Annotated in this window: 13 protein-coding genes; 5 read left to right on the top strand and 8 right to left on the bottom strand. The window is 66.5% G+C overall.

Going from position 1 to position 15290, the window contains the following annotated elements:
• Positions 1–305 precede the first annotated feature (305 nt).
• Together CW348_RS08310 and CW348_RS08305 are read right to left on the bottom strand one after the other, a co-directional pair.
• Complete coding sequence (locus tag CW348_RS08310) at positions 306–1730, bottom strand: cell wall metabolism sensor histidine kinase WalK (protein ID WP_011290703.1); 1425 nt, start codon at positions 1728–1730, stop codon at positions 306–308.
• Complete coding sequence (locus CW348_RS08305) at positions 1727–2452, bottom strand: response regulator transcription factor (protein WP_011290704.1); 726 nt, start codon at positions 2450–2452, stop codon at positions 1727–1729. The genes CW348_RS08310 and CW348_RS08305 overlap by 4 nt, the downstream gene beginning before the upstream one ends.
• Positions 2453–2774: 322 nt before the next feature.
• Between CW348_RS08305 and CW348_RS08300 the strand changes: the two genes are divergently transcribed.
• On the top strand, positions 2775–3569 hold the full coding sequence (locus CW348_RS08300) for an exodeoxyribonuclease III (protein ID WP_011290705.1): 795 nt from the start codon (positions 2775–2777) through the stop codon (positions 3567–3569).
• A 36-nt stretch (positions 3570–3605) separates the two neighbouring features.
• A complete protein-coding gene (locus CW348_RS08295) occupies positions 3606–4493 on the top strand; it encodes a ribokinase (RefSeq protein WP_011290706.1) in 888 nt (295 codons plus the stop codon).
• 93 nt (positions 4494–4586) lie between these two features.
• On the opposite strand, the gene CW348_RS08290 is transcribed toward CW348_RS08295, so the two are convergent.
• Positions 4587–5210 carry a DUF4352 domain-containing protein gene (locus CW348_RS08290; RefSeq protein WP_011290707.1) on the bottom strand — a complete coding sequence of 208 codons (624 nt, stop codon included), beginning with the start codon at positions 5208–5210 and terminating at the stop codon, positions 4587–4589.
• Positions 5211–5437: 227 nt separating this feature from the next.
• Between CW348_RS08290 and CW348_RS08285 the strand changes: the two genes are divergently transcribed.
• The gene (locus tag CW348_RS08285; protein ID WP_104612787.1) at positions 5438–7480 is read left to right on the top strand and encodes an N-6 DNA methylase; all 2043 of its coding nucleotides are present in this window, start codon (positions 5438–5440) and stop codon (positions 7478–7480) included.
• Positions 7481–7941: 461 nt separating this feature from the next.
• On the opposite strand, the gene CW348_RS08280 is transcribed toward CW348_RS08285, so the two are convergent.
• Both CW348_RS08280 and CW348_RS08275 read right to left on the bottom strand, forming a co-directional pair.
• Positions 7942–8130 carry a DUF397 domain-containing protein gene (locus CW348_RS08280; protein ID WP_011290709.1) on the bottom strand — a complete coding sequence of 63 codons (189 nt, stop codon included), beginning with the start codon at positions 8128–8130 and terminating at the stop codon, positions 7942–7944.
• The gene (locus CW348_RS08275) at positions 8127–8939 is read right to left on the bottom strand and encodes a helix-turn-helix transcriptional regulator (RefSeq protein ID WP_258076869.1); all 813 of its coding nucleotides are present in this window, start codon (positions 8937–8939) and stop codon (positions 8127–8129) included. Before CW348_RS08275 ends, CW348_RS08280 begins: the two co-directional genes overlap by 4 nt.
• Positions 8940–9325: 386 nt before the next feature.
• Here CW348_RS08275 and CW348_RS08270 point away from each other — a divergent pair, with 386 nt between their 5' ends.
• Together CW348_RS08270 and CW348_RS08265 are read left to right on the top strand one after the other, a co-directional pair.
• The gene (locus tag CW348_RS08270) at positions 9326–9706 is read left to right on the top strand and encodes an ATP-binding protein (RefSeq protein ID WP_353801406.1); all 381 of its coding nucleotides are present in this window, start codon (positions 9326–9328) and stop codon (positions 9704–9706) included.
• Positions 9707–10410: 704 nt separating this feature from the next.
• Entirely contained in the window at positions 10411–11367 is a 957-nt protein-coding gene (locus tag CW348_RS08265; protein ID WP_051122452.1) for an alpha/beta hydrolase, read from the top strand.
• A 50-nt stretch (positions 11368–11417) separates the two neighbouring features.
• Here CW348_RS08265 and CW348_RS08260 read toward each other — a convergent pair whose 3' ends face one another.
• The 3 genes from CW348_RS08260 to CW348_RS08250 form a co-directional block, all read right to left on the bottom strand.
• Positions 11418–12017: a YceI family protein gene (locus CW348_RS08260; protein ID WP_016188092.1), complete on the bottom strand. Its 600-nt coding sequence runs from the start codon at positions 12015–12017 to the stop codon at positions 11418–11420.
• A gap of 147 nt (positions 12018–12164) precedes the next feature.
• Entirely contained in the window at positions 12165–13895 is a 1731-nt protein-coding gene (gene argS, locus CW348_RS08255; protein WP_104612788.1) for an arginine--tRNA ligase, read from the bottom strand.
• A 49-nt stretch (positions 13896–13944) separates the two neighbouring features.
• Entirely contained in the window at positions 13945–15270 is a 1326-nt protein-coding gene (locus CW348_RS08250; RefSeq protein ID WP_016188094.1) for a hypothetical protein, read from the bottom strand.
• Between the last annotated feature and the right edge of the window lie 20 nt (positions 15271–15290).

The raw sequence follows: 15290 nt of genomic DNA, 5'->3' as shown, positions 1-15290 counted from the left end.
TTTATGCAACTAAACAGTTTCTCTATGTAGTGGAATGGGGGATTGCCCACCCATACCCACACAGAGGGGGTGTCCGTTGCGGACGAGTCCAGATCCCGCCGGGGACCTGGAGCGGGGGTCAATGCGCGGCTTTCCGGAGAAGAGGTCGGGATTATTACCCTAAGTAACGGAGATGGGGAGTGAAACCGCCTCTCCGGCGCTCGCCGCCATGGGCAATCCTGGCATAGGATCGCGGCTTACATCAGCGAAATCTCAAGGTTGACCGGCACTTTCAACGACCCGGGCGTGGTAGGTGGTGATACGCGTCAGTCTGTGGAGTGATCCCCCGAAGGAATACACACCGTAACCGTTGTCCCTTCGCCGGGCCGAGTGTCGAGGGTGACGCTGCCGCCGTGGGCGTCCGCGATCGCCTTCACGATGGGCAGCCCCAGGCCACTGCCCCCGCCGGGATCCCGAGCAGCCCGGTAGAAGCGGTCAAACACCCGGGACGCGTCCTCGGGGGACATCCCCGGGCCCGCGTCGGTCACCGAGAGCACGACCTCATCGCCGTCCGAGTGCAGCCGCACCGTCACCGGGGTGTCCGGCGGAGTGTGTTCGCGCACGTTAGACAGGAGGTTCGCGAGGATTTGCCGGAAGCGGGTCTCGTCGATCCGCCAGAAGAGCCGGTCGGGAACGTCCAGGGTGAACTCCCGCTCCGGTTCCAGCGACGCCGCGTCCCCGGTCATGTCCCGGACGATCTCAGCCACGTCGCGGGTGGCGAGTTCCAGCGATCCGGTGCGGTCCAGCCGGGCCAGCTCCAAAAGCTCCCCCACGAGCTTGGACATGCGGGTCGCTTCCGCTTCGACCCGCCGCATCGCCTCGGGGAGCTCCGCGTCGGGGATCGCCCCCTGCCGGTACAGCTCGGCGTAGCCGAGGATGGTGGTGAGCGGGGTGCGGAGCTCGTGGGACGCATCGGCAGCGAAATCACGGACCCGCCGCTCAGACTCCGCCTTGGCGCGGAACGCGTTCTCCAAACGGGCCAGCATGGTGTTGATCGCCATCCCGAGCCGCCCCACCTCGCTGTACGGGTCGGCGTCGGGCATTCGATCGCCCAGGTCGGACCCGGTGCTGATCTGTCCAGCGGTGGTCGCCATCCGGTCCAGCGGAGCCAGCGCCCGCACAATCAGCCGGCCGCCGATCAGCAGCAGCCCGCCCAGCAGCAGCACCGCGGTGATCAGCTGCACGGTGACCAACTGGCGCGGATAGTCTTCCCGCTCGTCGGTAGGCACCCCGCTGACCATGATCGCGTTGGGGCGCATCCGCACCGTGATCAAGTGCGGGGGAACTCTTTCATCGGGGGTGTCCAGTTCGACGATCTCCTGCGACGAGGCGTAAGAGCGCAGCTCCGTCAAGGAGAGGTGGGCGAGCCGGTTCAACACCACGTCTTCGCGGAGCGTGTCACCGTAGATCTGGTTGACCTCCCCGGTCTCCGGGTTGAGCAGCACCACGAAGTAGGGGGACGGACTGGGGGCGTCGACCCCCACCGGTGGAGTGTCGTTGTCCAACCGGATCATGGCCCGCTCCGTGGTGAAGAGCAGTTGGGCTTCGAGCCGCTCGGTGATGAACGACCGCAGGGTCAGCACGCTGACCAGCGAACTGACCAGCAGCCCCACCCCGGTGACGATGAGAAGGCCAGCGAGCAGCCTGGACCGCAGTGTTCCCGGAGGCGCGAACAGCCCGCCGATGATCATTTGTCGTCTTCTTTAACGCGGAGCGCGTAGCCCACACCGCGCTGGGTGTGGATCAGGTTGGGGCCGAAGGGATCCAGTTTGCGCCGCAGGTAGCTGACGTAGGTCTCCACGATCTGGGATTGGCCCGCGTAGTCCCATCCCCACACGTTTTCCAGCAGCTGGGCCCGGGTCAGCACCCGTCCGGCGTTGTGCATCATGTAGGCCAGCAGCCGGAACTCGGTGGGCGACAGGTCGATCGGCACCCCGCCGCGGCGCACCGTCCACGTCTTCTCGTCCAGCTCCAAGTCGGCGACCCGCAGGACGCCGTCGGACGACTGCGCGGAGTTGGGGTCGCGTTTGACCCGGCGCAGCAGGGCGCGCACGCGGGCGATGAGGGCCTCGACGGAGAACGGCTTGGTGACGTAGTCGTCGCCGCCCAGGGAAAGCCCGGTCACCGTGTCCGAAGGGGTGTCCCGAGCAGTCAGGTAGATCACCGGGACGTCGTCGTCCTCGTCCCGCAGTCGGCGGCACACGTCGAAGCCGCTGATGTCCGGCAGTAGGACGTCCAGCAGAATCAGGTCCGGCCGTTCTGAACGCGCAAGGGCGAGTCCTTCCTCCCCGGAACCGGCGGTGCTGACCTCGAAACCGTGGAAACGGAGGGCCGCCTGGACCAAGTCCCGGATGTTCGGTTCGTCGTCGATTACGAGGACATGGGGTCGCGCCGTGGTCTCTGATTCCGTCATCGATCCACCTAGCGGGAGACTTCGGGGCTCCTGCCATGGTATTCATGCCGGTCTCAAGGCTGAACCGGGGAACTTTCCGGGCTGCGCTCGCCCAGCGGCCGGCGCGGCCCCGCGTCCGACGCGGTCCCGCCCCCGTCCCCGGAGGCGGGACCCGCCGCGCGCCGGTCATGGTGGAGAGTCCATGGGACATCGACCATCCAACCTCCTCTTCCTGGGATATAGGCGGGTACAGGCTGGGAAAACGCTGAGAACTGGAGATGCGGGCTTTCCTCCCTGACTGAGCGGGTTCGGGGGCGCAGAGCATGAGCGCTAGCCTTGCGGTGTGCGATTGGCGACGTGGAATGTGAACAGCGTTCGGGCGCGTAGTGAGCGGATCGCTGCCTGGCTGCGCAGGAGCGACGTGGACGTGGTCGCTCTCCAGGAAACGAAATGCCGGGACGATCAGTTCCCCACCGCGGTCTTCACCGAGCTCGGCTATGAGGTAGCCCACCACGGGCTGTCCCAGTGGAACGGTGTGGCGATCGCCTCCCGGGTGGGGCTCAGCGACGTGCAGATCGGCTTCCCCGGCCAGCCCGGGTGGGGGGAACCGGAGGAGGCGGAGGCCCGCGCGATCAGCGCCGTCTGCGGGGGAGTGCGGGTGTGGAGCCTGTACGTGCCCAACGGCCGGGAAATCGACCACCCGCACTACACCTACAAACTGCAGTGGCTGGCCCGGCTCCGCGAAGCCGGGGAGGCGTGGCTTTCCGAGGACCCGAAAGCGCAGATCGCGCTGTGCGGGGACTGGAACATCGCCCCCTACGATGAGGACGTGTGGGACATGGCGGAGTTCGAAGGCCGCACCCATGTCACTAAGCCGGAGCGGGACGCTTTCCACGCCGTAGTGGACGCCGGTTTCACCGACGTGGTACGGCCGCATGCGCCCGGCCCCGGGGTCTACACCTACTGGGACTACAAAGGACTGGCGTTCCCGAAGCGCAAAGGGATGCGCATCGACTTCATCCTGGCCTCCCCCGCGCTCGCCGAGCGGGCCACGGACGCGAAGATCGACCGCGAGGAACGCAAAGGCAAAGGCGCGTCCGATCACGCCCCTGTCATCGCTGATTTTCAGCTTGACTGAGCCTTTCCTGGATAGCGTGGGAGTGTGAAGCAAGGAGTGGCACCGCGGATCGCAGTCTTCGGCAGCGTCAACATGGACCTGGTGGCCTACGTGGACACCCCGCCCGCCCGGGGGGAGACCGTCCAGGGACGGCAGTTCAGCCAGGTTCCTGGCGGCAAGGGCGCCAACCAGGCGATCGCCGCAGCACGGGCCGGGGCGGACGTGGTCTTCCTGGGCGCGGTGGGCGACGACGTTTTCGGCCCTCAACTGCGCGCCACCCTGGTCGACAACGGCATCGACGTCTCCGGGCTGCGCACAGTCGGGGGCGCTTCCGGAATCGCCCACATCGTCGTGGACCGGGAGGGGAACAACTCGATCATCGTCATCCCGGGTGCTAACGGCACGGTCACCGGGCTGCGGGAGAACGACACCCTGCTGTTGGACGGCGCCCAGGCGCTGCTGCTGCAGTTGGAGACGCCGCTGTCCGGGGTGATTGCGGCGGCTCGGGCGGGTCGTTCACTCGGGGTGACCACGGTACTGACGCCTGCCCCGGCGCAGCCGCTCCCCCAGGAGCTGTTGGAGTGCGTCGACGTCCTCCTGCCCAACCAGTACGAGGCGGCGACGATCACCGGCGAGGACACCCCGGAGCGGGCACTGGCCGCGCTCTTGGAGACCGTGCCCGAGGTGATCATCACGTTGGGCAGCAGGGGTGCGCTCTACGGGGCCCGGGACCGCGAACCCCTGTGGGTCCCGGTGGTCCAGGTGGAGGCCGTCGACACGACCGGGGCAGGGGACACGTTCTGCGGGGCGTATGCGGTGGCTCGGACCGAGGGCCAGGACCCGGAGTCGGCGCTGCGGTTCGCCGCGAAAGCGGCCGCTTTGTCGGTGCGGATTCCTGGGGCGAGCACGTCGATGCCTACCCGGGCCGAGATCGACGCGTTCTGAGCGGCGCCGGGCACATGCTGCTGTGCCCGACAGCAGACAGCCCTGCCCCGGCAGACCGGGGCAGGGCCGGTGTGCGGTCTCCCGACAAGCGGGTCAGGACAGTGAGACGGTGACCCCGCTGCTGAAGAGGGATCCGTGGAGTTTCACCGAGACGGGCTCCACGCCTTCAGGAAGGTCGAAGACCACCTTCGCGTCGACCTTGTTGCCGGGGTTGATATCGGTGAGGAACGCTTCGGAGTCCTCCAGGTAGATCTCCGCCTCGCCATCGTTGGAGTACTCCTTGCCGTCGGCGTCGTAGAGCTTCACGCTGGATCCGTGGAACATCTCGGCCTGGTCGCCGATGTTCTCGACGGTGACGTGCACGATGACGAACTGGCCCTGGGCGTCGTGGTGCAGGAAGTCGTTGCCGATCCGGGATACGCCGGTCTCGATGTCGGTCACCGTGAAGGCGAACGCCCCGTCCTCGACGGTGTCGCCGATGCCGGCGGTCTTCTCTTCGTCGCTGCTTTCCGCGCTGTCGCCCTTGTCGTCCTTCTTGTCGCCGGAGGAGGCGCTCTGCCCCGAGCTGGAGGAGTCGCTTCCCACGCTGGCGATGACCGCGACACAGCCGACGAAGCCGAAGAGTACGACGAGGCCTAGCCCGATCAGCGTCGCCCACAGGCAGCCGCGGCTCTTCTTCGGCTGAGGCTGGGGAACTGGGGGTACGGGGTGGGTCATGGCAGTGTCCCTTCGCTGGTGGGAGTGGTGGCAGGTCGACGTGGACAGGCACGCGACGCCAGACGGCGCCGAGTTGTTTACGCAGTGATTCCTGCTGGAAACTGAGAAACATGTAAACATGGATTGTGTACGTAGTCAACATACATATTCTTCTTGGGTGGTGGTGGCTTGTGTACTGACTGCGCGGTAGGGTTCCCCCAGCAAGCCCTCACCACGCAGGAGTCGCGATGCCATCCACCCCAGCCGGGACTGCCACCGTGAACTCGGTCGGAATCGCTCGCCTGGCCGGAGTGGGAAGGGCAGCCGTCAGCAACTGGCGGCGGCGGTACCCGGACTTTCCCGCTCCTGTCGGCGGAACCGAGAACAGCCCGCTCTTCGACCTCGCCGAAGTGAAAGAGTGGCTGCGCAAGACGAACAAGCTTGCCGAGAAAGAAACCCCTGAAGCCGCGGTGGAGGCGGTGTGGAGCCTGCTCGACCCCCTCCGGAGGCACCTGGACGGGGCTGACGCCGTCGCCTTCCTCGGAGCCGCCCTGGCACTCCGGGACCAGGGTTTCGAGCTGGCGGAACTCTCCGACGACGCACTGGGCGCCCACCTCCTGGCCCAGCTCGGACCAGACCCTGATCCGCCGGTGCTGCCCGACCCCGCGGTGTGGCGCCGCCCCCTCCTCGAAGCAGTCACCCGCGTCGGCGTCCTCGGCCCCGCACCGGACGCCCTCGAACACCTCCACCAGCGCTACCTGTCCTCAGCCTCCCGCCAGCTTTTCGCCGACACCCCGAAACTCGGCGCCCTGATCGCGGAACTCGCCGCCCTGCAGACCGGCACCGTGTTCGACCCGTCGTGCGGCAGCGGAACCCTGCTGCACGCGATGGCACGGCATGCCCCCGGTGTCACCCTCTACGGACAGGACATCGACCCTGCGGCTGCCCGCCTCGCCAGAGTCCGCCTGCAACTCGCCGGAGCAGACGCCGACATCCGCGTCGGCGACTCGCTGCGCGCGGACGCGTTCCCCGGTCTCGCCGCCGACACGGTGGTCCTCCACCCCCCGTTCAACCAGACCGACTGGGGGTTCGAAGAGCTCAGCTTCGACTCCCGGTGGCGGTACGGCACTCCTGCCCGCAAAGAGCCCGAACTCGCCTGGGTGCAGCACGCCCTCGCCCACGTGCGGCCCGGCGGTACCGCGATCGTTGTGCTGCCCCCCGCCGTGGCGTCCCGCGGCAGCGGCCGGCGGGTCCGGCGCGAACTGCTCCGGCGTGGCGCGCTGCGCGCGGTCATCGCCCTGCCCACCGGACTCGCCACCCCGATGGGCACGCCACTGACCCTGTGGATCCTCCGCAACCCGGAAGACAGCACCGACCTGCCCGGCAAGGTGCTGCTGTTCGACGCCTCCGATGGGCGCGTCGACGACTCCCCGGAAAGCTCCACCCAGCCCTGGTCGGCCGTGGCCCACGCCATCACCGCCACCTACCGGGAATTCCTCACCGATCCGGATGCGGTGGCGAAGACCCCGGGCCGCCACCGGGCCGTGCCCTTGGCCGACCTGCTGGACGAGGCAGTGGACGTCGCCCCCGGGCGCTACGTGCAGCGGCTGAGCGCCGGCACCGACAACCTGGACGAGACCCGCAGCGACCTCATGCGGCTTTCCGAGGACCTCGTCACTTCCCTGCCTGGGCTGCGTCCCGCCACCGGCACCCTCTACCAGGCGATGGTCACCCTGGGCGAACTGAGCCGCATCGGCGGGTTGGACATCGTGTACCGGCGTTCCGGAGAGGATTCGGGGGACGACGAACCGTCCCTGCCCGCACTCACCGCGGAAGACATCGAACGCGACACCGCACCGTCCGGCAGGGTCCGCTCGGACAACAACACGGTCCAGCTCCAAGCCGGGGACGTGGTCTTGCCGCGGATCGCCCGGCGGCCCGTGGCACGGGTGATCACCGACGAGCAGGCTGCGCTGCACAGCAGCATCTACCTGCTGCGCCCCAATCCCGAAGTGGTCGACCCGTGGTTCCTTGCGGGATTCCTCACCGGTTCAGGAGCCTGCGCGGCGGCCGCATCTACCAGCCGTCCCGGGGTCACCCGCATCGCCGAGCTCCGCAAAGTGGAGGTGCCCCGCCTGCCGATCGCTGAGCAGCGCGCCTACGGGGACGCGTTTCGTCGCCTCCACGAGTTCCGCCGCACCCTGCGTCGCACCACCGAGGTCGGCGACCGCTTGTGGTGGCTGCTCACCGAAGGGCTCGCAGTGGGCACTCTGCGCCCCGAACAGGACTGAACTGAAAGGCCGTGAGTGCTATCGGACGTGCGTGACGCGAAGGAGTCCGGGCGTGGGTGCGCCTGAATCCAACGAACCGCTGTGGCTGCCCGCAGCCGGGGCGGTTCATTGGATTCAGAAGGGAGCGCACCATGCTCGTGGCCGCCCCACCGGGTCCGGAAAGGACGCGTCTGCGGTACTCGGCCTGGTCGCTGCGGCTGGCCGTCCCATGGCTGCTGCATGTGAAGACTGGGGAAAGCCCTTGTGCTTTCGAGGAAGCTAGGAGAGGTTGCTGTTTCGAACGCTCCAGTCCGTGTAACGGATCCAGGTGTCCATACGAGCGGCAGGACGGTAAGAGCTGCTTTCCCCTCGCAGAATTCCTGGACAATATCGCTAGGTCAATAGTCCTGAAGACGGCAGGGGGAGAAATTACTCCGGTGTGGCCCCCGAATCCAAAGTCCGGGGGCCAGAAGTCATCCTTGTTACAGGCGTCCTGCTTTGACGTCTGCGAGGAAAGCAGCCCATGCCTCCGGGGTGAAGTCCAGGTGGCCCAGCTCCCGGTGCTGGGTGTCACGGACTAGCACCGATCCGGGAACCTCAGCAATCTCCAGGCAGTTTCCCCCGGTGTCGCTGCTGTAGCTGGACTTACGCCATTCAGTGTGGTGGTTCATAGGAACTCTCCTCTGATCTTCTCGATCAGTTTCCGTGATGCATCGGGTGGAAGAGCGGCTCCTCGTAGCTCCCCGAAGAGACGCGCATAGTGATGCAGTTCGTCTGTGGTGTCGACCAGCATGCCGGAGATCCGTGTTTCCAGATAGAGGACTTGGCCTCGATCAGGCACCGTGATCACCTGGAATCCCGCCATAAGCTCCGGGTGGAACTCGGTCGACATCGGGACTACATAGATCCTGACATTCGGGAGTTGTGAGATCTCTAGGAGGTGGTCGAGCTGTTGTCCCATGACTGCTCGCCCACCGATTGGGCGGATCAGTGCTGATTCGTCGAGGACGACCACCAGCAGCGGGGGACGAGCTGAGGTCAGGATGGACTGACGGTCCAGACGAGCTCTGACTTTCTGGTCGATCTCCTCGACGCTGGCAGTGGGCTGGGCGAGCTGGATCCGCGTGCGCGCATACTCCTTGGTCTGAAGCAGGCCGGGGATCAAAGCAATCTGGAACTCCCAGATCTCGGAAGCGGCACGCTGCAACTGCACGATGTCCCGGAACCAGTGCGGGAAGGCGCTGTTGGTGTGGTTGATCTCCCACAGCCTTCTGACCTTCCCGCCTGTGTTAAGGACGTGGTCGATTTGTGCTGCGAGATCCGGTTTGCAGTTCCGGATTCCTCGCTCCACAGCGCTGAGCATCGCTTGTGAGATGTTGAGCGCTTGACTGAGCTGGGCTTGAGAAAGTCCTTGCGCCTCCCTGAGAAGTCGGATTTGAGAACCTAACTTCAGCCAGTGGGGGTTGACCCTGTCTGCCATTCCTCCACTCCTCAACACATGTCCACAACATCTAACAACACTGAAAGACAAAAAACACCAGTTCTGTTGAATCAGTGGATGTTCTGGATTTGTTGAGGGAGTGTTAGATGCGACGGTCTAAGGCCCCCTCGAGAAGCTGCATGGATCTGTCAAATAAACGGCCCTGGCCGGCGTCGCGACCGCCGAACCAGGGCCTTAGCCTCCAACCTTCCCAAACCAGGTGGTGACTCATGGACCAGGCTAATGCCTCCTCGCTGCGCAGGATGCAGCGAATGTGCAATATCTGCTTTTCTGTCCCATTAATCCTGATCGCTTTTCTCGAACCGTTCGGTCAGGAGGCGGCCCGGTGACGATTTCCCTCACGTCTTTCCCCGGAATTCCGGACAGTGTGGCGGCCGCCCGCAGATTCGTCACCGGGATGCTCCGCCTCTGCCCCCCAGACCAGTGCTCCCGACGAAGTCGTGCACCGGGTAGAGCTGATCGTGTCCGAACTCTGCACCAACGCGATCCGCCACACCCGTTCCGGGGATCCCGGACAGAAGTTCCACGTTCACGTGTGCACGGATGAACGCGGTGTCCACGTCGAAGTGCGCACCCTGCCCCCGCGCCGCCCGCGCTCCGTGCCCCGTGTCGTCCCGCCAGAGGATCCGTTCTCCGAGCATGGCCGAGGCATGTTTCTCGTCGACCAGTGGGCAACGCAGTGGGGAACACTCTCCCCACGGGAAAACGGCGTCTACTTTCTCCTGGCTTGGGAGCCATCCGATTGATCCCGGTCTCTGAGGGAACGACGGGCTGACCTTAACCACCACCCTCTTTCCACCGCCGAGCGGCAGGCCGGAAAACACCGGCCTCCACCGCATCACTCGACAGTGCTGTCGCCCCCTGCCTCGCGAGGAAACCCGCATGACCACAACCATTCGTCACCCCCAGCCTCGAATACGCCCCCTCGTCCCTGGATCCCCAACGATCCGCCCGAAACCGTGCTGCCAGCGTGGATGTACGCTCGCCGGGAACCGCGCTTCCCCTACCGCATCATCCATCCGGACGACTCTCGGACGGCGAGCACCGCCGATCAGGCAGAACACCTGAACAAGCAGCGGTGCACCAGCCCACGTATCCAGTCCTGCCTAGGACTGCGGACGCTTGTGCTCCTCACGAGCACGGCTCTGCTGGCCAGCACGGTGCTCCACGCCTGCACCCAGCTCACAGCCTTCTGCCCGCTATGAACTTTCCAGGTGGCGGCGCGGCTGAAGTGCCTCACCAAGAGCCCTTCCCCGCCGGATCACCCCGGCAGGCAGGACGGTAGAGACCCCAACCGGACGGATGGGCATTGCGCGAAACGGTCCTGCCATGCTCGCTCCGCCAGAAGGCTTTGACTCCTTCGCGAGCGCAGCGTAAGCCTCACAGCGTCGAAAAGCGGGTACGGAAGGCACAGAACAACCCGAGTGCCGCCTCAGTGCCCTGGCGTGTCATGAACCACGGCACTCGAGGCCCGCCCAACCTGGAGGCTGCCGTGACCGGACAGACCCGGCGAGAGCAGGTGAGCTTCGACTCTGCCGGCGTCGCATGCGCCGGAATCCTCTACCACCCGGCGGAACCCGCCCCCGGCAGGCAGCCGTGCGTGGTGATGGCCCACGGTTTCACCGGAACCATGGACCGCCTCAGCCACTACGCGCAGCGGTTCGCAGACGCAGGCCTCACCGTGCTCACCTTCGACTACCGCAACTTCGGGGCCAGCGGAGGACAACCCCGCCAACTCGTCGACATCGCCGGACAGCAAGCCGACTGGCACGCCGCGATCCGGTTCGCCCGCTCCCGCGACGACATCGACCCCGACCGCATCGCCCTGTGGGGGTCGTCCCTAGGCGGCGGCCACGTGCTTACCGTCGCAGCGGATGACCAGCGGATTGCCGCAGCCGTGGCGCAGATCCCCTGGCTCGGCGACTGGCGCACCACCAGGGACAAACTCCGCTCCCTTGCTGATCCGAGCACCCGCAAGCTGGCGGTGGCTGCGGTGCGGGACGCCTGGCGGGCCTGGCGCGGTCGGGCACCGCTGCTGGTGAAAGTCGTGGGACAGCCGGGGCAGGCTGCGATGTTCACTGACCCGTCTGTGCGGCGGGCTCTCAACGTCAACGACAGCGAAGACACGCTGTGGCGCAACGAGTTCGCTCCGCGCGCAGTGTTCTCCCTTGCCCGTTATGCCCCTGGGTCGGTGGTGGACCGGATCACGGTTCCTGTCCTCGTGTGCGCGGCAGAGCAGGACCAGGAGATTCCCTTCGAGTACGTGCGGAAAGTTGCGGCCCGTAATCCGCGGATCGAGCTGCGCGGCTATCCGGGGCGCCACTGGGAGGTCTACCGGGGCGGGGAGTCGTATGAGCGCGTGGTCGCTGATCAGCTCGTGTTTCTCCGCGGCCACCTGGGATGGTGACCGCGGGATCGGGAAAGACGGTCGGAAACCGACCGGAAATTGACCGGAAACTATTCCACGTCGCCGGGGTCGCTGTCCTGCAACCGGATCTCCAGCACGATGTCCACTTCGTCGCCGATCAGGCGACCGCCCCAGGGCAGCTCGCCGCCGTCGCTGATGCCGAAATCCGACAAGCGCAGCACCGTGCTTCCGCTGAAGAAGTGGCCGTAGCCGTGCTCGGCGCCCAGATAGTGCGGCGCTTCACCAACCCACTGGCAGTCCAAGGAGACCGGTGCCGTCACACCGTGCAGCGACAGCTCCCCGTGCAAGATGAACGCGTTGGCTTTGCGGTCGGTGGGCGTTTCGATCCCGGTGCTGACGAACCGCATCTCGGGGTACCGCTCCACGTCCAGGAAGTCGGCGGAGCGCAGGTGCGTGTCGCGGGCTTTGACCCCCGTGTTGAGGCTTGCGGTGTTGACGGTCACTTCCACCTTGGATTCGCGGGGGTCTTCCGCAACCCACACTCTTCCGCGGGCTCGGTTGAGCGTGCCCTGGACGCGGCCGAACTTCAGATAGTGGGCGACGAAGATCAGATTGGAGTGCAGCGGGTCCAGATACCACGTCCCCGGCTGAGGGCCCACCCGCTGCGCCTTCTCCTCCTGTACGGTCATGGCCTGCTCTCTGGTCACGGGGTGAATAGGGAGACTGATGTGAGTATGCCGGGGGCCACAGGAAGCTGAGAATCGGGTTAGAAAATTCACATAACACACGTGGGCCGCCCCAAAAACCGGGACGGCCCACGGGGAAGCGGAAGACGGCTACATCTGCTCGGGAGCCCGCACTCCGAGCAGGTCCAAGCCCTTGACCAGCGTGTGCAGGGTGACCGCGGTCAACGCCAGCCGCGAGTTGCGCACCTCGTCCCGGTCGGCTTTGAGCACCGGGCAGGCCTCGTAGAACGCGGTGAACGTCTGGGCCAGGTCGAACAGGTAGGTGCACAGCCGGTGCGGTTCCAGAGTGTCGCCCACCTGGACCACGGCGGCCCCGAAGTCCAGCAGTTTGAGCGCGAGAGCACGCTCCGCAGGCTCGGTGACCTGGATTGGACCGGTGACCTGCGCCGGGTCGATGCCGCCCTTGCGGAAGATTGAGCGGATGCGCGCGACCGCGTACTGCAGGTAGGGGCCCGTGTTGCCGTTGAGCGCCAGCATGCGGTCGAAGTCGAACACGTACTCGGTGTCGTGCGCGATCGACAGGTCGGCGTACTTGACCGCACCGATACCGACATCGCGGGCGATCGCGGCGCGGGTCTCCTCGTCCAGGTCGGGACGGGTCTGGGCGACTACCGCGGAGGCGCGCTCCACAGCCTCGTCCAGCAGCGCCATCAGCCGAACCGGGGCGCCGCTGCGCGTACGCAGGATCTTGCCGTCGGAACCGAGCACGTTTCCGATCTGCACGTGGATCGGCTCGGCGTTGCCCAGCCATCCGGCCTGGCGCGCAGTCTCGTACACCATGCGCAGGTGCAGGGACTGCGGGGCGCCGACGACGTAGATGATCCGGTCGGCTTTGAGCTGCTCCACCCGGTACTTGATGGTGGCCAAGTCGGTGGTGGCGTAACCGTATCCGCCGTCGCTCTTCCGGATGATCAGCGGCACCGGTTTGCCTTCACGGCCGGTGAAGCCTTCAAGGAACACGCACAGCGCGCCGTCGCTGACGACCGCCAGGCCCTTCTCGGCCAGTTCGTCGCAGACCGGTCCGAGCATGTCGTTGTAGGTGCTCTCCCCGGCAAGGTGGGCGTCGGTGAGCGTGACGTCGAGCTTGCGGTAGATCCGGTTGAAGTAGATCTTGGACAGCTCGATGAGGTCGCGCCAGAGCCGCAGCGTTTCGGCGTCGCCGCTCTGCAACGCGACCACGCGCCGCCGGGCCCGGTCAGCGAAGTCTTCATCGCTGTCGAACTTGGCGCGCGCGGCCTGGTAGAAGGCGTTGGGGTCGCTCTTGAGCTGGGCGGCTTCAGCGGAGTCCTCGCCGACCTCCAGCAGGTGCTCGATGAGCATGCCGAAGGGGGTGCCCCAGTCGCCGATGTGGTTCTGCCGGATGACGTGGTGGCCGAGGAACTCCAGGATGCGGGCGAGCGCGTCGCCGACCACGGTGGTGCGCAAGTGTCCGACGTGCATCTCCTTGGCCACGTTCGGCGCGGAGTAGTCGATCGGGATGTTCTGGGACTCCTGCACCGGCGTGCCCAGCCGCTCGTCTGTGAGCAGATCGTGGACCTGGTGGGCGATCCAGTCGTCGCGCAGCGTCAGGTTGATGAACCCCGGTCCGCTGATCTCGACTTTGCTGCAGACATCAGAGATGTCCAGGTGCTCCGTGATCGCAGTGGCGACGTCGCGTGGGGAACGTCGCAGCCGCTTGGCCAGGGCCAGCGCGACGTTGGCCTGGAAGTCGGCGAACTGCGAGGGACGGATGACGGGGTCAGTGTCGCGGTACTCGGGGCCGAAAGCGGCACCGAGCGCGGACTGCACCCGCCGAGCGAGAACTGTTTGCGGATCGGCCATGTCCTCAGCTTAGTGAGTGGCGAGACCACTTCGCGGAAAGAGCAGGTCATCACGGGTCACTTCGCTCCGGTACGGGACGGGGCGGGCGAAGGGAGCGCCAGCGGACGAGGACGATCCACCACAGGGCTGCGATGGGGAGCAGGGTCAGCGCATACCACGGCACCCGCCACCACGGGGAGACGGTGGTGGTGGGAGCGGCCGGGATCCGGTCCGGCACGGTCGGGACCGTGGTCAGTGCCCACATGAGGAACGCGTCACCGACCGGGAGCACCCCGCCGAGGTAGCGGCGTTTGCCCCGCCATTCCACGGCCATGCCGGTGGCCTCGGCGAACCCGGTGAGGGCGTCGGCCGTGGCGGTGTCCTGCGCGAGGATGCTTCCAGCGAGAGCAACAGTGCTCGCGGAAGCGGACAGGCCGAAGATCAGCGGACCGGAGTCGACGTCCCCGGGGGAGCGGTTGCCCCGCGGATATTCGCGCACCCCCGGCAGCATCGCGTGCTCGGAGGCGAAGAGCTCCCGGAACACGGTGTAGTCGGCGGCCGCCCACTCTGGGTCGATTTCGAACAGGAACCGCAGCAGCAGTGTCTGGGAAGTGCCGCGCGCCCCTTCGACCGGGTGTCCGGTCACGGGGTCGACCCGATGCGGGATGAGCCCGGTGGCAGGGTCGAGCCGGGCGCGCACCTCGGTCATCCACAGGCGGAACAGTGCGGCGTAGCGGTCCTCGCCTGCCAGGTGGTCGCGGAGTCGCAGGGCCGCCATGGCGACGACGTTGTCCACCGGCCACGCTTGGCCGGGATAGGAGGTGAGGTAGGGGGTGCCGTGGGCGAGGGAGGCTTCGAACGCTTCGGCGATCTCTTCAGCGGCGGCGTCGAGCGCGGCCATCTCCTCGGGAGCCTGCTCTGGTCCGCCCGCGACAGCCACGATCTGTCCGCGCAGCCAGGCGCTCCAGCCCGCGTGGAATACACCGTAGGCGGGGACTGCAACCGAGGAGAACGGTCCCGTGCCTTCGGGGGAGTAGAGCCGTTTGAGGGACCAGCGGGCCTCCCGTAACGCTCGGTCCTGCAGGTCGGGGTCGCGCTGGGCCACGGACAGCCACGTCAGCCCGTACAGCGCGTGCGTGAAGAAGTACCCCTCGGGGAACAGCTCCTGCATCGCCGTGCCCGCTCCCTCGTGCAGTGCTTCCCGGACGAACTCGAGGCGGGGCAGCGCGTCGGCGACCACGTCGGCGTCGGTGCGCTCCAGCGGGGAGGGGGTGTGGGAGCGGACAGTCGCCAAAGTCACTACCCCGGTGACCATGACGGCTGCCACGGTGAGGAGCACTGCCGCTGTCGTGCCGGCAGGGGAACGGTGGGGAGGTTCGTCGGTCACGTCGGTCACTTGACAAGAATGCCGGTTGC

Origin of the sequence: Thermobifida sp. (genome assembly GCF_017577275.1) — a bacterium.
Taxonomy (GTDB): Bacteria; Actinomycetota; Actinomycetes; order Streptosporangiales; family Streptosporangiaceae; genus Thermobifida; species Thermobifida fusca.
The sequence above is the reverse complement of the archived record's forward strand: the minus strand, read 5'-3'. Positions and strand labels throughout refer to the sequence as shown.